Annotated in this window: 18 protein-coding genes; 8 read left to right on the top strand and 10 right to left on the bottom strand. The window is 70.9% G+C overall.

Features of this window, described 5'->3' with window-relative positions; all coding sequences use genetic code 11:
• Positions 1-48: 48 nt before the first annotated feature.
• Positions 49-1233, bottom strand: coding sequence for a PucR family transcriptional regulator (locus ADL29_RS36800; protein ID WP_046928195.1), 1185 nt, complete (start codon positions 1231-1233; stop codon positions 49-51).
• A 58-nt stretch (positions 1234-1291) separates the two neighbouring features.
• On the opposite strand from ADL29_RS36800, the gene ADL29_RS36795 reads away from it, so the two are divergent.
• The gene (locus ADL29_RS36795) at positions 1292-1969 is read left to right on the top strand and encodes a pirin family protein (RefSeq protein ID WP_211274462.1); all 678 of its coding nucleotides are present in this window, start codon (positions 1292-1294) and stop codon (positions 1967-1969) included.
• A 76-nt stretch (positions 1970-2045) separates the two neighbouring features.
• Here ADL29_RS36795 and ADL29_RS36790 read toward each other — a convergent pair whose 3' ends face one another.
• Complete coding sequence (locus ADL29_RS36790; RefSeq protein ID WP_053927847.1) at positions 2046-2858, bottom strand: serine hydrolase domain-containing protein; 813 nt, start codon at positions 2856-2858, stop codon at positions 2046-2048.
• A 235-nt stretch (positions 2859-3093) separates the two neighbouring features.
• Between ADL29_RS36790 and ADL29_RS36785 the strand changes: the two genes are divergently transcribed.
• Both ADL29_RS36785 and ADL29_RS36780 read left to right on the top strand, forming a co-directional pair.
• Positions 3094-3627 (top strand): MerR family transcriptional regulator, encoded by a 534-nt coding sequence (locus tag ADL29_RS36785; protein WP_053927846.1) that lies wholly within the window; start codon positions 3094-3096, stop codon positions 3625-3627.
• Between the two features lie 109 nt (positions 3628-3736).
• Positions 3737-4753 carry an aldo/keto reductase gene (locus ADL29_RS36780; protein ID WP_053928059.1) on the top strand — a complete coding sequence of 339 codons (1017 nt, stop codon included), beginning with the start codon at positions 3737-3739 and terminating at the stop codon, positions 4751-4753.
• Positions 4754-4780: 27 nt separating this feature from the next.
• Here the strand turns inward: ADL29_RS36780 and ADL29_RS36775 are convergent, their stop codons facing one another.
• The 7 genes from ADL29_RS36775 to ADL29_RS36745 all read right to left on the bottom strand — a co-directional run bounded on the left by ADL29_RS36775 (position 4781) and on the right by ADL29_RS36745 (position 12829).
• Complete coding sequence (locus tag ADL29_RS36775) at positions 4781-6061, bottom strand: acyltransferase family protein (protein ID WP_245689791.1); 1281 nt, start codon at positions 6059-6061, stop codon at positions 4781-4783.
• 74 nt (positions 6062-6135) lie between these two features.
• Positions 6136-7302, bottom strand: a complete 1167-nt coding sequence (locus ADL29_RS36770; RefSeq protein WP_053927844.1) for an alpha/beta hydrolase — start codon at positions 7300-7302, stop codon at positions 6136-6138.
• A 180-nt stretch (positions 7303-7482) separates the two neighbouring features.
• Positions 7483-8163, bottom strand: a complete 681-nt coding sequence (locus tag ADL29_RS36765) for a response regulator (RefSeq protein ID WP_053927843.1) — start codon at positions 8161-8163, stop codon at positions 7483-7485.
• A complete protein-coding gene (locus ADL29_RS36760; RefSeq protein WP_078971565.1) occupies positions 8160-9626 on the bottom strand; it encodes a sensor histidine kinase in 1467 nt (488 codons plus the stop codon). Before ADL29_RS36760 ends, ADL29_RS36765 begins: the two co-directional genes overlap by 4 nt.
• 132 nt (positions 9627-9758) lie before the next feature.
• On the bottom strand, positions 9759-10637 hold the full coding sequence (locus ADL29_RS36755; RefSeq protein ID WP_053927842.1) for a DUF4429 domain-containing protein: 879 nt from the start codon (positions 10635-10637) through the stop codon (positions 9759-9761).
• 106 nt (positions 10638-10743) lie between these two features.
• Positions 10744-11958, bottom strand: a complete 1215-nt coding sequence (locus ADL29_RS36750; RefSeq protein ID WP_053927841.1) for an alpha/beta hydrolase — start codon at positions 11956-11958, stop codon at positions 10744-10746.
• Between the two features lie 214 nt (positions 11959-12172).
• Positions 12173-12829, bottom strand: coding sequence for a TetR/AcrR family transcriptional regulator (locus ADL29_RS36745; RefSeq protein ID WP_053927840.1), 657 nt, complete (start codon positions 12827-12829; stop codon positions 12173-12175).
• Positions 12830-12944: 115 nt separating this feature from the next.
• On the opposite strand from ADL29_RS36745, the gene ADL29_RS36740 reads away from it, so the two are divergent.
• Together ADL29_RS36740 and ADL29_RS36735 are read left to right on the top strand one after the other, a co-directional pair.
• Positions 12945-14546 (top strand): MFS transporter, encoded by a 1602-nt coding sequence (locus tag ADL29_RS36740; RefSeq protein ID WP_053927839.1) that lies wholly within the window; start codon positions 12945-12947, stop codon positions 14544-14546.
• Positions 14547-15043: 497 nt separating this feature from the next.
• Positions 15044-15475 carry a peptidase inhibitor family I36 protein gene (locus tag ADL29_RS36735; RefSeq protein WP_053927838.1) on the top strand — a complete coding sequence of 144 codons (432 nt, stop codon included), beginning with the start codon at positions 15044-15046 and terminating at the stop codon, positions 15473-15475.
• Between the two features lie 101 nt (positions 15476-15576).
• Here the strand turns inward: ADL29_RS36735 and aceE are convergent, their stop codons facing one another.
• Complete coding sequence (aceE, locus tag ADL29_RS36730) at positions 15577-18324, bottom strand: pyruvate dehydrogenase (acetyl-transferring), homodimeric type (protein ID WP_053927837.1); 2748 nt, start codon at positions 18322-18324, stop codon at positions 15577-15579.
• A 517-nt stretch (positions 18325-18841) separates the two neighbouring features.
• On the opposite strand from aceE, the gene ADL29_RS36725 reads away from it, so the two are divergent.
• From ADL29_RS36725 to ADL29_RS36715, 3 genes are all read left to right on the top strand, one after another.
• Positions 18842-19273, top strand: a complete 432-nt coding sequence (locus ADL29_RS36725; protein ID WP_053927836.1) for a DUF3052 domain-containing protein — start codon at positions 18842-18844, stop codon at positions 19271-19273.
• Positions 19274-19421: 148 nt separating this feature from the next.
• On the top strand, positions 19422-19880 hold the full coding sequence (locus ADL29_RS36720) for a peroxiredoxin (protein WP_053927835.1): 459 nt from the start codon (positions 19422-19424) through the stop codon (positions 19878-19880).
• Positions 19881-20049: 169 nt separating this feature from the next.
• Positions 20050-20625 (top strand): TerD family protein, encoded by a 576-nt coding sequence (locus ADL29_RS36715; RefSeq protein WP_030068391.1) that lies wholly within the window; start codon positions 20050-20052, stop codon positions 20623-20625.
• Positions 20626-20681: the final 56 nt, after the last annotated feature.

Genomic DNA, 20681 nt, shown 5'->3' with positions numbered 1-20681 from the left:
GACAGGGACGAAGAACCATCGGGGGAATTGTTGGTGTCGGACAAAAGTCTAGGGCTGCGTCTCACCGTCAGCCAGACGCCCCAGAATCAGCGCGATACGCAGGGTGAACGCCGAACGGACATCGGAGGGTGACCATCCGGTGACGTCCGTCACACGTCGGAGCCGATAGCGCACGGTGTTGGGGTGGACGAACAACATCCGCGCCGCGCCCTCCAGGCTGCTCGCCTGTTCCAGATAAACGCTCAGCGTCTCCAGCAGCGCCGACCCCGCCTCCTCCAGCGGTCTGTAGATCTCCTCCACCAGCTGGTCCCGCGCGACCGGGTCGGATGCCATCGCGCGCTCCGGCAGCAGATCGTCCGCGAGCACCGGCCGCGGGGCGTCCGGCCAGGCCGCGCAGGCCCGCAGTCCGGCCGCCGCGGCCTGTGCGGAACGCGTCGCCGCCAGCAGGTCCGAGACCACCGGCCCGGCCACCACGGGCCCCGCCGCATACGGCCCGATCAGTGCCTTCGCCGCCTTGAGCGGATTGTCCGAACCGCCGGCGATCACCACCAGGCGCGAGCCCAGCACCCCGGTCAGCACCTGGAGCTTGGCCGCCCGCGCGGCTCGCCGGATCGCCTCGACGGTGAGCTCGCTGTCCCCGTCGGGCGCCGTGCCGAGCACCACACACACATGCTCGGGGGAGTTCCAGCCGAGAGCCGCCGCCCGCGACACGGCTCCCTCGTCGGCCTCGCCGGACAGCACCGCGTTGACGACCAGCGACTCCAGCCGGGCGTCCCACGCGCCCCGGGCCTCGGCGGCCTGGGCATACACCTGGGCGGTGGCGAACGCGATCTCCCGCGCGTACACCAGCAGCGCCTCGCGCAGTACGGACTCGTCGCCCGGGGCCGCGACCTCGTCGATCGCCGCCTCCATGACCTCGATCGTGGTGCGGACCATCTCCACGGTCTGCCGCAGCGTGATCGCCCGGGTCAGCTCGCGCGGCGCCGTGCCGAAGACATCGGTGCTGATCGCCTGCGGGGTCTCCGGATGCCGGAACCATTCGGTGAAAGCGGCGATACCGGCCTGTGCCACCAGGCCGATCCAGGAGCGGTTCTCCGGTGGCATCGCGCGGTACCACGGCAGCGTGGCATCCATGCGGGCGATGGCCGCGGCCGCCAGTTTGCCGGACGACTTCTCCAGGCGGCGGAGGGTCGCGGAGTGCGGGTGCGCGTCGCGCGATGCGGGTTCAGACACGGGGACAAGCCTGCCCTATCGGGATGAGGGGGTGGCGCGGCGGGGCTACGGTGGCGCCATGATCGATGTGCGCAAAGGCGCTGAACGCTATCGGGGCGGCGACCCGGACGCCGGTATCGAGACCTTCCATGCGTTCTCCTTCGGGCCGCATTTCGACCCCGGCAACCTCCGCTTCGGCGCGCTGATCGCCTGCAACGAGGAGCACCTGGCACCCGGCGCCGGCTTCGACGAGCATCCGCACCGCGATACGGAGATCGTGACCTGGGTCGTCGAGGGCGAGCTGACCCACCGCGACTCGGCCGGCCACGAGACCACCGTACGGCCCGGCGACCTCCAGCGGCTCAGCTCGGGCGGTGGCGTCCGGCACACCGAGCGCAACGACGGCTCCGCCCCGCTGCGCTTCGTCCAGATGTGGCTGGCCCCCCTCTCCTTCGGCGGCGAGCCGGCGTACGAGGTGGTCCGCGGCATCGCCGACGGCACCCCGTACGCGCTGCCCCGGGCCGGCGCCCTGCTCCATCTGCGCCGCCTCGCCGCCGGCGAACGCACCGCCGTCCCCGAGGCCGCGCGGGCGTACGTCCATGTCGTACGGGGCTCCGTACGGGTCGGCGAGGAGCGCCTGGAGCCCGGGGACGCGGCGCGGATCACCGGCGGGACGGGCCTGGAGTTGGCGGCCCTGGCCGCTGCGGAGTGCCTGATCTGGGAGATGCTGGCGGAGCCGGAAGAGCCCTATTGGTAGGCGGACCGGCGGTGGGCGGGGCGGTGGCCGTTGCCCGCGGTCCGGCTGCGCGGGGTCCGGATCGGTGGAGTCCGGATCAGCGGAGTCCGGCCAGCACCGCGTCGGTGAGCGGCGGCCAGGCCTCGATCGCCCACGGGCCGAACGCCCGGTCGGACAGCGCGATACAGGCCGCCCCCGCCTCCGGGTCCACCCAGAGAAACGTCCCGGACTGCCCGAAGTGCCCGAAGGTGCGGGGCGAGGACGCGGCCCCCGTCCAGTGCGGCGACTTCCCGTCCCGGATCTCGAACCCCAGCCCCCAGTCGTTGGGCTTCTGGTGGCCGAAGCCGGGCAGCACGCCGTTCAGCCCGGGGAACGCCACCGACGTCGCCTCGGCCAGCGTCTGCGGCGCCAGCAGCCGCGGCGCCTGCAACTCGGCCGCGAAACGGATCAGATCCGCGACCGTCGACACATAGTCCTTGGCGGGCGAACCGGCGGACTCGGTCGCGCCCATGCCGAGCGGCTCGAGCACCGCCTCGCGGACATACTCCGGGAAGGGGATGTCGGTCGCCTTGGCGAGGTGGTCGCCCAGCACCTCGAACCCGAAGTTGGAATACAGCCGCCGCGTTCCCGGCGCCGCCATCGTCCGCTGCTCGTCGAACGCCAGCCCCGAGGTGTGGGCGAGCAGATGACGGACCGTCGACCCCTCGGGCCCGGCCGGCTCGTCCAGCTCGACGGCGCCCTCCTCGACGGCCAGCAGCGCGGCGTACGCGGCGATCAGCTTGGTCACGGACGCCAGCGGGAACCGGTGCTCCAGCGGTCCGTGGGAGCCGGCCACCGTGCCATCGGCTCGTACGACGGCGGCCGCAGCGGTGGGCACCGGCCAGTTCTCGATCATCCGCAGGCTCTGCATGTCCCGAGCCTAAGGGGTGCCCTCGCCGCCTCAAATTCTGGTCAAGACCGGCCGTGATCCACGCTTGCCTGGAGTGCACTCGAAGTCTCTAGCGTTGGGGTTGTCGAGGGGCGGGCCGGTCCGGCGGCGCCGCCCGGGGAAATGCAGCGACGCCGGTCTGGAGGCGGACGCCGGTCCGGGGAAAAGACGCCGGTCCGGGGAAAGACGCCGGTCCGGGGAAAAGGGGAAACGGGGCATGACGGTCATACAGAGCGAACGCGTGGCGCACGAGGCGGTCGGGGCCGATCTTCCGGGCCGGGGCCGGGCCCAGCCGGATGCGCGCCGCCCCGAGGAGCCGTGGTCCAGGCCGAGCGGCTGCCCGCCGGTGCCCCCGCACCCGCGGCCGGCCGGCCGCGACCGGTACACGATCAGTGAGGTCGCCGAGCACACCGGCCTCAGCGCTCACACCCTGCGCTGGTACGAGCGCATCGGCCTGATGCCGCACGTGGACCGCACCCGCACCGGCCAGCGCCGCTTCACCAACCGCGACCTGAACTGGCTGAACCTGGTGACCAAGCTGCGGCTGACCGGCATGCCGGTCGCGGACATGGTCCGCTACGCCGAGCTCGTACGGAAAGGCGACAGCACCTTCGCCGAACGCGAAGAGCTGCTGACCGCCCACCGCGAGAACGTACGGCAGCGGATAGCGGAGCTGCACAGCACGCTGGACGTCCTCGACTACAAGATCGACCTCTATGCGGAGGCCCGGCGGGCGCCCGAACATGTCTGAGTTTTCCGGGCTCTGAGAATTTTCGGGACTTAGGGAAAATAGAGAACTTATGGGGGTTTTCATGACAGACGGCATCGCAGACAGCTTCACGAACGGCATCACGAACGGCATCACGGACAAGAAGATCGACACCGTCGAGCTGGGCACCGGCGGCCCGCGGGTCGGGGTCCAGGGCCTCGGCTGCATGGGCATGAGCTTCGCCTACGGCCCGACGGACGCCGGCGAAGCACGCGCCACCCTGGAGCGCGCCCTGGAGCTGGGCATCACGCTCTACGACACCGCCGACATGTACGGCATGGGCGAGAACGAGGAATTCATCGCGCCCTTCATCCGGGCGCACCGCGACGAGGTCGTGCTGGCCACCAAGTTCGCGATCTCCCTCGATCCGTCCGACCCCGCCAGGCGCAGCATCCGCAACGACCGGCCGTACCTCCGCCAGTGCGTGGAGGCCAGCCTGCGCCGCCTCGGTGTCGACGAGATCGACCTCTACTACATGCACCGCCGCGAGGTGAACGTCCCCATCGAGGAGACGGTGGGCGCCATGGCCGAGCTGGTCGCCGAGGGCAAGGTCAAACACCTGGGCCTGAGCGAGGTGACCGCCTCCGAACTCCACGCCGCCCAGGCCGTCCACCCGATCGCGGCCCTCCAGTCCGAGTGGTCCCTCTTCAGCCGCGACATCGAGGACGGTGTGGTGCCGGCCGCCGCCGAACTCGGCATCGCCCTCGTCCCGTACTCGCCGCTCGGCCGCGGCTTTCTGACCGGCTCCTTCGTCAACGCCGACAAGGAACTGACCGCCGACGACTTCCGCCGTCAGCAGCCCCGGTTCACCGGCCACAACGCGGCCGCCAACGCCGCCCTGCTCGAGCCGGTCCGTGAGATCGCGAAGGCCCATGGCGCGACCCTCGGCCAGGTAGCCCTGGCCTGGGTCCAGCAGCAGTCCGCGGTCCGGGGTCTCGCCGTCGTACCGATCCCCGGCACCCGCAGGCGCACCCGGGTCGAGGAGAACGCGGCCGCGACGCGGCTCCGGCTGACCGAGCGGGACCTGGCGCTGCTGGAGCCCCTCGCCGGACAGGTGGCGGGCGCGCGGTACGCGGACATGACGTTCACCTCCGCGGGGAGGGAGTAGCGCCGGAGCCGCCCGCCTGCCGGGGACCTATGCGAGCCCCAGCGCAAAGACCGCGAACCCGGCGGCGAGCAGCGCGGCCGCGGCCCGGCGGACAAGCGTGGTGCCGGTCCACGGGGCCTCGAAGCGGCGGGTGACGCGCGCGATGAGGACGAGGGCGACGGCAAAGAGCGGCATCCATGCCAGCCGCTCCAGGATCCAGCCGACGGTGTCGGGGACGACGGTGAGGCCGGGAACGGTGCCCAGGAAGGACGCCGGAACGGCTGCCGTCAGCATCGCCGTCTGGTGCCAGCACAGGATCGTCATCGCGGAGAGGTTGATGACGACGACGGGTGCCCACAGGGCGGGCCGGCGCAGTAACCGTGCGATCCGGTCGTGGAGCAGGACGGCGGCGCCCGACTGCGCGGCGGCCAGGGCCAGGACCAGCAGCGACGGCGGGTGGGAGTTCGTACGGTCCTGCCCGGGGACGCCCACCATGCTGGCGGGGTAGTGGAAGGCCAGCAGGAGCAGGGCGAACAGGGCGGCGCCACCCGCCAGGAGCACCCACGCCGCACGCTTCCCGAGCCGCTTCTCGCCCCAGGTGACGCCGAGTTGATAGGCGAACATCCAGCCGGGCAGGAGGTTCAGCAGGCTCAGCCAGGAGGGCATGGCGTCGGCGTACGGCCCGTAGCGCAGAAAGTCGACGACCGCTACGCAGACCGCCGGCGGCACCGCGGCCCACGCACCCAGCCGCCGCGCGGCCCGCACGCAGTACGGGGTCAGCGCCGTCACCCCCGCGTAGACACCGACGAACCACAGCGGCTGGATGACCAGCGTCGCCCCGGTCCGCAGCGTGGCGGCCGGCACCCCCAGCCCGTACAGGAACGGCAGCATCGCGGCCCACACCGCGGTCACCCCGAGAACCGGCCGCCCGAGCCGGGCGAGCCGCCCGCCCAGCCACCGGGCCGCCGACTCGCCCCGCGCGGTGGCCCGCCGGTACGACCGCACCGAGGCACAGCCCCCGACGAGGAAGAAGACGCCCAGCATCTGCAGCACCCAGCTCAGCGGTGCCAGGAACCCGAGGGCCGTCAGCGGACTGGCGTTGTGCAGCGCCCCCTCCGCGTCCCGGGTGAAGCCGCCGAGCAGCCAGTGTCCGGTGGGCACGGCGAGGAGGGCGAGGGCGCGCAGACCGTCGATGGCCCGGTCGCGGTGGGCGGGGGTCCGGTCCTCGATCGAACGGACCGCCCGTCGGAGCGCGCCGCGCACCGCAGGGCCGGCTCTGCGGCCCGGGCTGACATGACCGGCTGGTGCGAGAAGTGCAGTGGTAGCCATAAGAGGTCCTTGTGTGAGACGTCTTGTGCGGGACGCGAGCAAGGCACGGGGCGGCGGGCAGACGACGGCGCCGGTCAGCGGACGTCGACGTAGCGGCCCAGGGCGATGGCGGCGAAGTTGCGGAGGGAGTCCGTGCCGGGGGCGAGGTAGCCGGTGTGGCCCTCGGCCCGCTCGGCGGGGACGCGGCGGGCGCCGAAGGCGGGGTCGGTGGGGTCCTCGCCGTGGCCCAGGCCCAGGAACTGGACGTTCGGGATGTCGCCGATCCAGTCGGACGCGTCCCGGGCCGCCCACACCCGTGCCGCGGTGTGCAGTTCCGCCGCGCTGTCCTGCCGCATCCCGGGGGACGCGAAGACGATCAGGTCGGCGATCGCGCCGCGGCCCGCCCGGGGCGCGGCCAGTCCGCAGACGACCGAGCCATAGCTGTGGCAGAGCACCGCCGGGGCCGGGACGCCGGTGGCCGCCAGACCGGTCAGGAAACGGGCCAGGCGCGGGGCCCCGGCCTCCGCCAGCCGCCCGGTGGCGGCGTCCGGACCGAGACCGACCGGGGTGGTGTAGCCGGCCCAGGCGATGACGGCGGTACGGGTACCGGGCGCGGTGGCCGCCATCTGCCTGCGCAGCGACGTGGCCATGCCGGTCGGCGTGCCGTACGGGTCCTTGGCGCGGTCGAAGGAGCCCAGGTCGATATCCGAACCGGGCACGATCACGGCGACCCGTTCGGCGGTGGTCATCTCCCCGTGGACTTCGGCCACTTGGCCCCGGCCGCGCGGGTCGAAGGCGAGGATGTGGCGGCCGGGCGCCAGCAGTGCGGCGCAGCGGTCGGCCGCCTTCCGGGCCTGCCGGTGGTCCTGGAGGGTGCCGGCGGGGTCGGCGGCCCGGGTGAGCTGTCGGATGCGTTCCGCTTTCAGGGCAAGGGAGTTGGCCTCATACCGCAGGGTGATGGGCGCGCCGTCGAGATTGCCGACGGTGAGGGGGTGCCGGGCCGCGAGCGCATGCCGCTGGGCGTCGGTCAGGGAGGCGAAGAAGCGGGCGACGGCGGCGGGCCCCGCGGTCGCCGGATCCGGCAGCGGCCGGCCCAGCGAGTGATCCGCCCGCCAGGCGGCGGCTCCCGGCGCGGGGCCGGTGACGGCGGTCTGTGCGGAACCGGCCGCCCACCCACCGGTCCCGGCGACGACCGCCAGCGCGAGCCCGGCGGCGATCAGCGTGCGCTTGCTGCGGAGCACGGCGGTACGCAGCACGGACATGGTGGTGTCTCCCTCTTCCGGTGGTGTGGCGGAGGGAAACGTAGGAAGAGGGTGCCTGACGTGACGTCACACCACGGGGCCAACTCCCTGGTGATACCGGGGTATGGGGTGGCCGCCCCGCTCGTCCTCACGGCCGAGGGACCGGCCCCACCCCCTCACCGGGGGATAACCCCACCCCGGTCAGCGCTCACCGGGCGCCACCAGCCCCGACTCATACGCGAAGATCACCGCCTGCGCGCGGTCCCGCAGCTCCAGCTTGGCCAGCACACGGCCGATGTGGGTCTTCACGGTCTGCTCGGCAAGGACCAGAGCGTCGGCGATCTCCTGGTTGGAGAGGCCGCGGGCGATCAGCTCCAGCACCTCCGTCTCCCGCGGGGTGAGGCCGTTCAGCCGCAGCGACGCACGGCTTTTGCGGGGCGCCGGCCGCTGGCGTGCGAAGTCGGCGATCAGCCGGCGGGTCACCGAGGGCGCGAGCAGCGCCTCACCCGCCGCCACGATCCGGACCGCGGAGATCAGATCGGCCGGCGGCGCATCCTTGAGCAGAAACCCGGAGGCGCCCGCGCGCAGCGCCTCGTAGACATAGTCGTCGACATCGAAGGTGGTCAGCATCAGCACCTTCGGACGGTGGGTGACACCTATCGGGGGATCGAGCAGCTGCCGCGCCGCCTCCAGCCCGTCCATCTCGGGCATCCGCACATCCATCAGCACCACATCGGGATGCACCCGACGGCTCAGCTCCACCCCCTGCACCCCGTCCGGCGCATCGCCGACCACATCGATATCGCTCTGCGCCGCGAGCAGCGCGGCGAAACCCGCCCGCACCATGGCCTGGTCGTCGACGATGATCACCCGAGTGGTCATGTGGAGTCGGAGTCCTTCTCTGAGAGGGGAGGGGCGGGGGAAGGCGACGGGGCCGCCGTCGGCGTGGCAGGGGGAGCGGGCCTCGATATCGAAGGTGACGCGGGGCTCGCAAGCGGGAGCCGGGCCGCGACCCGGAAGCCGCCGTCGGGCAGCGGCCCGGTGTCCAGCGAGCCGTCCACCAGCCGCACCCGCTCCCGCATCCCGATCAGGCCGTGCCCCGTGCCGTCGGGCTCCAGCGGCGCGGAGGGCGCAGGCGGCGCGGAGTTGACGACGAGCACGGTCAGCTGCGAGCCGTCCGCCGTGGCCGTCACCGACACCCGGGTCTGCGCTCCCGGCGCATGCCGCACCACATTGGCCAGCGCCTCCTGCACGATGCGGTACGCCGACAGATCCACCGCCGGCTCCAGCGCCACCGGCTCCTCGGGCAGCGCCAGTTCGACCGGCACACCGGCCCGCACGGTCCCCTCGACCAGCTTGGGAAGCTGGCCGATCCCGGGCTGCGGGGCCTTCTCCGGGCCCTCGTGGTGCCGCTCGGTCTCCTCGCTACGCAGAACTCCCAGCAGCCGGCGCATCTCCGACAGCGACTCACGCGCCGTCGCGGCGATCGCCCCGAACTCCTCCTGGGCCTCCTGGGGTATGCCGTTGATGCGGTAGGGCGCGCTGTCGGCCTGGACGGTGATCACGGACATGTGGTGGGCGACGACATCGTGCAGCTCACGGGCGATACGGGTGCGCTCCTCCAGCAGCGTACGGCGGGCCCGCTCGGCCTCGCTGATGGTCTCCTGCTCCAGCAGCTTCCGCTGGGCGTCGCCCCGTTCGCGCAGCGTGGCGCCCATCATCAGCATCACGCCGGACAGCACGAAGAGCAGTACCCAGGTGCTGATGGTGTGCTCGGGGGCGATCGGCTCGGGGGTGATCGGCTCGGAGAGGATGCCGGCCGCTCCGGTCATCAGCCATACGGCAATGAGGGTGCGACGGCGCTCACGCAGCGACAGCGCGAGCATCAGCACGAGATACCCGACGATCACCGTGGGCGGCCAGGGCCAGGCACGCCCCGCCACGCCGTCGGTGCCGGTGAGGGCCAGGGCACAGATGACGTCCGCCGCGAAGATCACCCACCACGCCTGCAGCGGCCGCGTCACCGCGAGCAACAGCGGTGCGGTCTGTGCGGTGGCCAGCGCGCCCGCCAGCGCCCCGTTCATCCCGTAATCGGCGACGAGGACGTGGATGCCCGACGGCAGAAGGGATACGGCGAAGAGGAAGGCGATCAGGTACGGAAGCAGGCGCAGCCAGCGGTTCCGGACGGCACCGAACAAGGGGGTGCCGGGATCGGTCGGGGTGCCGAGCTCGACGGCGAGGACGTGCAGCGCCTGCCGCGCGGCGCGCATCGTCCGGCTGCGGGCCGGCTCGCGCCCGGCGCTGCGGGTCGGCTCGCGTTCTGGGGTGAGAGATCGCTTGAACATCGCGAGATCAATGTAGGCGGACCGCTCTCGCCGGGCGTCATACCAGGGTCCGGGCTTACGAGCCGTACCACGGTATGACGTGTGGGCGCCGCGCACGCGTCCCGGCCGGTGCCCGGCCCGCGGCCCCGCCCTCTAGAGCTCCGCCAGCAACTCGGCCTTCTTCGCGCTGAACTCGTCATCCGTCAGCAGCCCCGCATCATGCAGCTCACCGAGATGCCGTATCCGCTCCGCGATATCGGCCGGGTCCCGGCGTGCGTGCCCGGCCCGGCGCACCGGCCGGCGCTCCCGCGCATCCGCCGCGGGCTCCGCGGCCCGTACGGCCTGCAGCACCGAGGCCGCGAACGGCAGCGACTCATGGACCGGGCCGTAGCCGAGCCCGAAGACCACCGCGGCCGGATCCTGATCGGCGGCACCGGGCGCCGCGTCGCGCGCCCCCCGCTCCAGCAGCCGCAGATGGCCGTTGAAGATCTCCGGCGAACGCCATTCGACCCCGGCCAGTTCGCCGACCGGGAAGCTCTGGTCGCCGCGCTTCCACTTCGCCGACGACGCACCCGTCCAGAACCAGCGGAAGGCGACCGAACTCCCGTCGAAGGACGCCTTGCCGTCATACGCCTTGAAGTGCAGCGGAGGCTCCGGCGCGGCCACGAGATGGCGGTCGGCGGGCTCCTTGGCGGCGGGCCCCAGCACAGTGCCCAGCTCGTCGGCGTAGTACTCGGCGAGCGTCGCGCGCTCGGCCGGCAGCACCAGCCGGTAAGGGTCGGCGTCCTCCTTGAGCTGTCCGTCCGCCGCCTCCATCAGGGGGTCGGCGCCGTGCCGCGGCAGCGCGTGCAGCACCACCGTGCCGCGTCTGCCCTCGGTCAGCTCGACAGACCTCAACGCCTCGTACGGAATGCGTCGCTCGCCGAGCGCCTGGAACAGCTTCGGCCTGCGGATCCCCCGTTCGAAGCGGATGAGCACGGAGTCCGTGTCGAACTCCCAGACGGCGTGAAAACCGGCCAGCACATCACCCATGCGGCTCATCGTATGCGGGCGGTTGCCCGCCCGTCCCCCTTCCGGAAACCTTGCGCTACGCGCGTCAAGAGCCTCCCGGCCACCGGAACTGCCGCGTCCGGCCCCCTCAGGCCAGGTCGGCGCTGCACTGCGGGTCGGTGGTCGCGCAGTGCACCGAGGCGAGCGCACCGACCCCGACGAGCGCGAAGTTGTTCAGGCTCTGGGTGCCGGGCGCGAAATAGCCCGCATGCCCCTGGGCGCCCTGGGCGGACAGGATCCGGGACCCGAAGGCCGGATCGACCGGGTCGGCGCCGTGGCCGAGCCCGCCGACCTCCAGATAGGGCACGTCCTGGATCCAGTCGTCGGCGTCCCGCATCGCCCAGACCCGGGCGTGGGTGCCCAGCCCGGCGAGGCTCCCGGCCCGCATCCCGGGGCTGCCGGCCACCGCGATGTCCTCGACGCTGGACGGCAGATGACGCGCGGCGACGCCGCACACCGCGGACCCGTAGCTGTGGCAGAACAGCGAGACGGAGGCGCCGGAGGGCAGCGACTCGGTGAGCGCGCGCAGCCGCACGGCGCCGGCCTCGGCGAGCTGCCCGGTGGCGGCCTCGACACCCAGTCCGCCCGGCGAGGTGTAGTCGGCCCAGGCGATCACCGCCGTACGGGCGTCCGGGCGAGCCGCGCGCTCGGCCTTGTACAGCGACCGCGCCATGCCGACGGGCGCGGTGAGCGCCTTCGCGGTGCGCTCGAACGTCGACAGATTGGTGTCCACACCGGGCACCACGACGGAAACCCGGCGGGCCGTCGAGAGATCGCCGAAGACCTCCGCCGCCCGTCCGTCCCCGGCCGGGTCGAAGGCCAGGATCTGCCGGTGCGGGCTCATCAGCGACTCGAGGCGGTGCATGAGCCGGCCCGCCGTCTGACGGCCGACGGGCGTGAGCCGGTGGTCGTTCATGCGCCGCTTCTCGACGGCGCGGGCCTTGTCGATCGCGATCCGGTTGGCGCGGTAGCGCAGCTCGACCGGCGCGCCGCCCAGGTTGCCCACGACGAGCGGGTACCGGGCCGCGAGCTGCCGCTGTTCGGCCCGGTCGAGCGTGGAGAAGTAGGCCCGGACGGTGTCCGGCGCGGCCTTCGGGTCGGGCAGCGGGTGCCCGTGGAAGGTGGCGTGCTGCCAGGCCGCCGTGGCGGTGGCCAGCGGGTTGGCGTCCTCCTTGGTGCCTCTGATGGCCGTCCAGCCGGTCAGCGCAAGCATCACGAACACCACCATCAAGGCGAGTGCGGCGCGCCAGACGGTGGACTGCAGGAAACCGAAGGAGGGGCTCAGGCCCGGGAAGGAATTCACCGCGAGCCACCCTAGGAGACGGGAGAGGGTGACCGCTGCGGTGGTGAGGCAGATCACGTTTTGCGGTGGGTATTTCGACCGAACCGGACAACGGGTGGTGAATTCCGGTGCTCGGCCGTGCAGGCATGGGCACAGAAGGCCGTGAGGGTGTCCCGCAGGCCGGGCCGTGCACCGTCAGCGCGTGACGAAGATCACCGGGCTCCGCGGCCGTTCTTCACCGGGCCCGCCAGTCGTCGTCGATGGCCGGACCGATGTGATCCAGATAGGACTGGGTCAGCGTGCGGATGGACGCCACGCTGCAGTCCTCGCCCTCGCCCCAGACCTTCCCGGCCACCCGCATCACGCCGCAGAACGCCGCGACCACCACCCGGGGCCGCGGGTCGGTGTCCACGTCCAGTCCCTCGCGCCCGGCGATCAGCCGAGCTATCTGCTCCTCCAGATCGGAGGAGCGCCGCAGATGTGCGGCGATCAGCGCGGGCGTCGACTCGATCATCCGGTACGAGCGCATGTGCAGCTCCACCGGGACCACTGACTCGATCGCGCTGCCGATCTCGTCCCAGGCGACCATCACGGCGCTGCGCAGTGCCGTCAACGGGGCCTCGGCGGCGGGCCGTTCGCGCAGCTCCTCGAGGAAGCGGGCCTCGACCATCTCCTGGACGGCGAAGACGACCTCTTCCTTGTTGGCGAAGTACCGGAAGTAGGTGCGCTGGGAGACGTTCACCGCCTCCGCGATCTCGTCGATCGTCGTCTCGTCGTATCCCTGCTCCGTGAACAGCTCCAGTGCCGCACGGATCAGGGCGTCGCGGGTGCGCTGCTTCTTGCGCTCGCGCAGCCCGCCCGGGGGTGCCGCCTGCGGCGTCGGGGTCGCCATCCTGCGCCGCCTCTCCATGGTGTTCTCGCTGCTCAGAATACCTGTGAGCTAAATGACAGTTACCGACTGATGAATTGTTTTGTCAACTGTCAGTGGCTGACATTAGCCTCGTCGTATGAGTTCTCAGACCCCGGTCGCCGACGCCGCGCCGGAACTTTCCGTACCGGAGCCCCCGAAGGGGCTGCGAGGCCATCCGTGGCTGACCCTCTTCTCCGTGGCCATCGGCGTCATGATGGTGGCCCTGGACGGCACCATCGTGGCCATCGCCAACCCCGCCATCAAGCAGGACCTGGGCGCGTCGCTCGCCGACGTCCAGTGGATAACCAACGGCTACATGCTCGCCCTGGCCGTCTCGCTGATCACGGCGGGCAAGCTGGGCGACCGCTTCGGCCACCGCCAGACCTTCCTGATAGGCATCGTCGGCTTCGCCGCCGCCTCCGGTGCCATCGGGTTCTCCCACGAGGTCGCGCTGGTCATCATCTTCCGCGTGCTGCAGGGCCTCTTCGGCGCGCTTCTGATGCCCGCCGCGCTCGGACTGCTGCGCGCCACCTTCCCGGCCGAGAAGCTCAACATGGCCATCGGCATCTGGGGCATGGTCATCGGCGCCTCCACGGCCGGCGGCCCCATCGTCGGCGGACTGCTGGTCGAGCACGTCAACTGGCAGTCGGTGTTCTTCATCAACGTCCCGGTGGGCATCCTGGCGCTGGTCCTCGGCCTGGTGATCCTCAAGGACCACCGCGCGCAGAACGCCCCCCGCTCCTTCGACATCCCGGGCATCGTGCTTCTCTCCGGCGCGATGTTCTGCCTCATCTGGCCGCTGATCAAGGCCGGCGAGTGGGGCTGGGGCGACATGAAGACCTGGGGCTTCCTGATCGGCGCCGTGGTGCTCTTCGCGCTCTTCGCCGTGCTGGAGACCCGGGTCCGCGAGCCGCTCATCCCGCTGCGGATGTTCCGCTCGGTGCCGCTGACCGCGGGCACGGTCCTGATGGTGCTGATGGCCTTCGCCTTCATGGGCGGCCTGTTCTTCGTGACGTTCTACCTGCAGAACGTGCACGGCATGAGCCCCGTGGACAGCGGTCTGCACCTCCTGCCCCTCACCGGCATGATGATCGTCGGCTCGCCGCTCGCCGGCGCCCTGATCACCAAGTTCGGCCCGCGGATCCCGCTGGTGGGCGGCATGGTCCTCACCGCCGTCGCGATGTACGGCATGTCCGGCCTGGACACCACCACCGGCACCGGCCCGATGTCCGTCTGGTTCGCCCTGCTCGGCCTGGGCCTGGCGCCCGTCATGGTGGGTGCGACCGAGGTCATCGTCGGTAACGCCCCGCTGGAGCTCTCGGGCGTCGCGGGCGGTCTGCAGCAGGCCGCGATGCAGGTGGGCGGCAGCCTCGGTACGGCCGTGCTCGGCGCGGTGATGGCCTCCCGCGTGGACAACGACCTGCCGGGCAATTGGCAGTCGGCCGGCCTGCCGCCGGTTCCGCCGGCGCAGGCGTCCCAGCTGTCCGACGCCGTCTCCGCGGGCATCGCCCCGGTGCCGAAGGGCACCCCGCCGGAGATCGCCCAGAAGATCGCCTCCGTCGCGCACGACACCTTCGTCTCCGGCATGGGCCTGGCCTTCACGGTCGCCTGTGGCGTGGCGATCGTCGCGGCCGTGGTCGCCACCTTCACCAAGCGCGGCGCCAACGCCGAGGCGGGCGCGGGCGTCGGCCACATCTGACCCGCGTTTCCTGCGGACGGCACCCGGCGCGCGGCCGGTCGAGGTACTCCCCCGGCCCGCCGCGCGCCGTCGCGTCTGCCGCCGGACGTCAGCACGGCGCGTCAACCCGCCGCTCCGGGCCTTCTTCCGGCCCACCCGCTATGTGCCCGGCGGCAGTTGGGCTCCTCCGGCGAGGCGAATCCCTCATCCGGATGAGCCGTCACGGGCATCGGCCGGCCCGGGAACGGCATTCCAGGAACGACCCCCGCGCACCGGCCCCGGCAGACCACGGGAGGAACGGTTTCCGCACCCCGCCCGCGCCGCCCGCCCCGCGTCAACACCGCGCACCGGCGCCCCGCTCCGCGCCGTTCCGGCTGTCCACATACCTGATCCGGGTGGCGGCGCCGCCACGGCCTTGGCAACCGCGCGGCGCCCTCGCGAAGCTCGATGACGAACCCGCCGCGGGCAATCCGCCGTCGCGGGACGCCATCGTCGTACTTCACGGGGGAGAGATTCCTATGCGTCTGCGTCTGCGTCTGCGTCCGCTTCCGTCCCGGACCACCGCGCTCCTGACCGGCCTTGCCGCACTGGCCGCCGCGCTCGCCGTCCCGTCCGCCCTCGGCACCCCAGCCGCGCACGCGGCTCCGGGCGGCCGTACCGCCCCCGCCTCGGGCGACTGTGCGGCGGGCCAGCTGTGCATCTGGCCGCAGGCGGACTTCGGCGGCGAGCGGCGGACCTACGAGCTCTCCGACACCGACATCGAGAGCTGCGTCCCGCTGCCCGAGGGCAGCAGTGCCGCCGCGCTCGCCAACCGCACGGGCCGGCCGGTCACCACCTACCAGAGCGTGGAATGCGCCGAGACCGCCGAGTTCGACACCTACCCGGGCGGCGGCAGCTGGGTGCCCCGGTCCCCGTACCAGGTAAGGGCGTTCAAGGTCTGGGAGCGATGAGGCCGGACGCGCGATGCCCCCGGCAGCGGGGCGCTGTCGGGGGCATCGCACTGATGAGGAGACGGATGACGAGACCGCTGATGCGGCTCGCCGGCCGGGCGTTACGCGTCGCCGCCGGCCTCGCCGGCCTCGGCCGCCGCGACGTCCAGGAGCTGGTAGCGGTCGATCGCCTGCTTCAGCAGCGAGCGGTCGACCTTGCCCTCTTTGGCGAGCTCGGTGAGCACACCCAGGACGATCGACTGCGGGTCGATGTGGAAGAAGCGGCGGGCCGCGCCACGGGTGTCCGCGAAGCCGAAGCCGTCGGCGCCCAGCGACTGGTACGTGCCGGGGACCCAGCGCGAGATCTGGTCCGGGACGGCACGCATCCAGTCCGAGACCGCCACCTTCGGACCCTCGGCACCCTGGAGCTTCTGCGTCACGTACGGCACGCGCTGCTCCTCCTCCGGGTGCAGCAGGTTGTGCTCCTCGACCTCGACGGCCTCACGGCGCAGCTCGTTCCAGGAGGTCGCCGACCAGACGTCCGCCTTGACGTTCCACTCGTCCGCGAGGATCTGCTGGGCCTCGATCGCCCACGGCACCGCCACGCCGGAGGCCAGGATCTGGGCGGCGTGCTCGCCCTTCTCGCCGGCCCTGACGCGGTGCAGACCCTTCAGGATGCCGTCGACGTCGACGTCGGCCGGCTCCGCCGGGTGCTGGATCGGCTCGTTGTAGACGGTCAGGTAGTAGAAGACGTCCTCGCCCGGCTCGCCGTCCGCGGTCTCGCCGTACATCCGCCGCAGACCGTCCTTGACGATGTGCGCGATCTCGTACCCGTAGGCCGGGTCGTAGGCGACACAGGCCGGGTTGGTCGACGCCAGCAGCTGGGAGTGGCCGTCGGCGTGCTGCAGACCCTCACCGGTCAGCGTCGTACGGCCGGCGGTCGCGCCGAGCACAAAGCCGCGCGACAGCTGGTCGGCCATCTGCCAGAACTGGTCACCGGTCCGCTGGAAACCGAACATCGAGTAGAAGACATAGACCGGGATCAGCGGCTCGCCGTGCGTCGCATAGGCCGAGCCCGCGGCGATCAGCGAGGCCGTGCAGCCGGCCTCCGTGATGCCGTCGTGCAGCATCTGGCCGGTCGGCGACTCCTTGTAGGCCAGGAGCAGTTCGCGGTCCACCGACTCGTACTGCTGGCCCAGCGGGTTGTAGATCTTGGCCGACGGGAAGAACGCGTCCATGCCGAAGGTGCGGTACTCGTCGGGCGCGATCGGCACGAAGCGCTTGCCGATCTCCTTGTCCCGCATGAGGTCCTTCAGGATCCGCACGAACGCCATGGTGGTGGCGATCTTCTGCTGTCCCGAGCCCTTCTTGGCGCCCGCGTACGCCTTGTCGTCCGGCAGCTGCAGCGGCTTGGCGCGCACGACACGGGTGGGCACATAGCCGCCCAGCGCACTGCGGCGGTCGTGCATGTACTGGATCTCTTCGGAGTCGGGCCCCGGGTGGTAGTACGGCGGCAGGCCGTCCTCGAGGTCCTTGTCCGGGATCGGCAGATGCAGCCGGTCGCGGAAGCCCTTGAGGTCGTCGACCGTCAGCTTCTTCATCTGGTGGGTCGCGTTGCGGCCCTCGAAGTTCGGACCGAGCGTCCAGCCCTTGACGGTCTGCGCGAGGATCACCGTCGGCTGGCCCTTGTGCGCCTTGGCCGCCGCATACGCCGCGTAGATCTTCTTGTGGTCGTGACCGCCGCGGCCCAGGTGCAGGATCTGGTCGTCGGTCATGTTCGCGACCATCGCGCGCAGCCGGTGGTCGTCACCGAAGAAGTGCTCGCGGATGTAGGCGCCGGTCTCGGTGGCGTACGTCTGGAACTGACCGTCCGGCGTGCTGTTGAGCTTGTTGACCAGGATGCCGTCGCGGTCCTGCGCGAGCAGCGGGTCCCAGCTGCGGTCCCAGACGAGCTTGATGACGTTCCAGCCGGCACCGCGGAACTGCGACTCCAGCTCCTGCATGATCTTGCCGTTGCCGCGGACCGGGCCGTCCAGGCGCTGCAGGTTGCAGTTCACGACGAAGGTCAGGTTGTCCAGGCCCTCGCGGGCGGCGATGGACAGCTGGCCGAGCGACTCGGGCTCGTCCATCTCGCCGTCGCCGAGGTAGGCCCACACATGCGAGTCGGACGTGTCGGCGATGCCGCGCGCCTGCATGTAACGGTTCATCCGCGCCTGGTAGATCGCGCCGAGGGGGCCGAGGCCCATCGAGACGGTCGGGAACTCCCAGAAGTCCGGCATCAGCCGGGGGTGCGGATAGCTGGACAGGCCGTTGGGGGCCTTGGACTTCTCCTGGCGGAAGGCGTCGAGCTGCGCCTCGGAGAGCCGGTCCAGCAGATAGGCGCGGGCATACACACCGGGGGAGGCGTGGCCCTGGAAGAAGATCTGGTCGCCGCCCTTCCCGTCGTCCTTGCCCCGGAAGAAGTGGTTGAAGCCCACGTCGTAGAGGGAGGCGGAGGAGGCGAACGTGGCGATGTGGCCGCCGACGCCGATCCCCGGGCGCTGGGCGCGGGAGACCATCACGGCCGCGTTCCACCGGGTCGCGTTCAGGATCTTGCGCTCGATCTCCTCGTTGCCCGGGAAGAACGGCTCGTCCTTGGTCGCGATGGTGTTCACGTAGTCCGTGCTGCGCATCTCGGGCACGGCGACACGCTTCTCGCGGGCCCGCTCGATCAGCCGGAGCATGAGGTAGCGGGCGCGTTCCCGGCCTCGCTCATCGACGGCTGCGTCGAGCGAGTCGAGCCATTCCTGGGTCTCTTCTGGATCGAAGTCCGGGACCTGGCTGGGAAGGCCGCCAATGATGATCGGGTTTCGATCGGATCCGGAAGCCACGCTGTTCCTTCGGTGTTCGGTTCGTATCGTGCTCTGCACGCTATTGATGCTGCGCACGCGGACGAATGCTGTCTCTGCCTTGTGTCGCGCCGTCTTCCATCGTGTACCGAGTCACTGGGATACGTCATCTCTACCGTTGGGTAACCACCGGCTGTGAGATGGGCGCTGAAAGGGCCGATTTCTCGGACCGGCCAAATCGCAACCATACGCCCATGCCGAAAGTCCTTCGCGTACGGCCGTACGGCCCTCGAATCCGCATCCCGGGCGTGGCCGGCGCCCCCCGATGGGACCAGTCGCGCGCGACTACCCGATAAACCCGACGAAACGCTGTGGCGTGAATCACTTCAGGCTGTCCTGATGGGGGCGTGGTTGGGGCGAGACGCGTCCAATCGTCACCGTTTCGGCGGTCTCGGCCGCCGGGTACTTGCGCGATCCGCCCGGCCCGTGTGGACTACGCCCAAAGCCCCGCGCACGCGCGGGGTCCACAAACTTTCCGAAAGATGACAGGAGGCAATCCGTGAGCGCGACCGCGGACCACGCGGAGACGAACCTTGCCGTAAGGCTCGGTTTCAAGGCCGACCAGGTGGTCCAGGAGATCGGTTACGACGACGATGTCGACCAGGATCTCCGCGAGGCCATCGAAGCGGCCACCGGCAGCGAGCTGGTCGACGAGGAATACGACGACGTCGCCGATGCCGTGGTGCTCTGGTTCCGTGAGGACGACGGGGACCTTACCGATGCGCTGGTGGATGCCATCGCGTACATGGAAGAGGGAGGTTCCATCCTCCTGCTGACGCCGAAGACCGGCCGCGACGGCTATGTCGAGGCGAGCGAGGTCAGCGAGGCCGCGACGACCGCGGGCCTGTCCGCGAGCAAGAGCGTCAGCGCCGGCAAGGACTGGAGCGGCAGCCGCCTGGTGACCCCGAAGGCGGCGGCGAAGAAGCGCTGAGCCCGCCTGTACAGGCTTTGCCGCCGAGCCCTCTCCGGCCCGTTCCGGAGGGGGCTCGGCGCTGTTCAGGAGCGGTTTCCGGGGCGTTCCGCGCGGCGCGTAGGGTTGGTCACGTCCAGTTGTGCGTGAGCGGAAGGGAAGCAACCCCATGGCGATCGAGGTCGGCACGAAGGCTCCGGATTTCGAGCTGAAGAACCAGCACGGTGAGCTGGTCAAGCTCTCCGACTTCCGCGGTGAGAAGGCCGTCGTCCTCCTCTTCTACCCGTTCGCCTTCACCGGTGTGTGCACCGGTGAGCTGTGCGCGCTCCGCGACGAGCTGCCGAAGTTCGCCAATGACGACGTTCAGCTGCTGGCTGTCTCCAACGACTCGCCGTTCTCGCTGCGCGTCTTCGCCGAGCAGGAGGGCCTGGAGTACCCGCTGCTGTCGGACTTCTGGCCGCACGGCGAGGCCTCGCGGGCGTACGGCGTCTTCGACGAGGAGAAGGGCTGCGCGGTGCGCGGCACCTTCGTCATCGACAAGGAGGGCGTGGTGCGCTGGACGGTCGTCAACGGCCTGCCCGACGCCCGCGACCTCAACGACTACATCAAGGCGCTCGACTCGCTCTGAGCCGCTTTCCGGGGTGCCCGAGGGCGCCCGCACGACCGGCATCCGTGTGCTTCCGAGTGCGATATCTGCAATCGGTGGGAACCGGTCACTAGGATCGATTCGTTGATCCGATGCCATGCACGATGGGGGCGCAAATCTTTACGTACCCCTCGAATCTATGGGAGGACTCGTGGGAGTCAGCCTCAGCAAGGGCGGCAACGTCTCGCTGACGAAGGAAGCCCCCAATCTGACCGCCGTCCTCGTCGGTCTGGGCTGGGATGCCCGTACCACCACCGGTACGGACTTCGACCTGGACGCCAGTGCCCTGCTGACGAACGACCAGGGCAAGGTCGGCAACGACCAGAACTTCGTGTTCTTCAACAACCTGAAGAGCCCGGACGGTTCGGTCGAGCACACCGGTGACAACACCACCGGTGAGGGCGAGGGCGACGACGAGGCGATCAAGGTGAACCTCGCCGGGGTGCCGGCCGATGTCCACAAGATCGTGTTCCCGGTGTCGATCTACGACGCCGAGACCCGTCAGCAGAGCTTCGGCCAGGTCCGCAACGCCTACATCCGCGTCGTCAACCAGGCCGACGGCAACGAGCTGGCGCGCTACGACCTGAGCGAGGACGCCTCGACCGAGACCGCAATGGTCTTCGGCGAGCTGTACCGCAACGGCGCGGAGTGGAAGTTCCGCGCCATCGGCCAGGGGTACGCCTCGGGGCTGCGCGGCATCGCGCAGGACTTCGGCGTCAACGTCTGAGCGAGCACACACGCCGCGTCCGGCGCCGTACACCCCGCCCGGGGAGTACGGCGCCG

Source organism: Streptomyces chattanoogensis (genome assembly GCF_001294335.1).
GTDB classification, from domain to species: domain Bacteria; phylum Actinomycetota; class Actinomycetes; order Streptomycetales; family Streptomycetaceae; genus Streptomyces; species Streptomyces chattanoogensis.
Note: the sequence above shows the minus strand (reverse complement) of the source record. Positions and strands in the feature narration are given on the sequence as shown.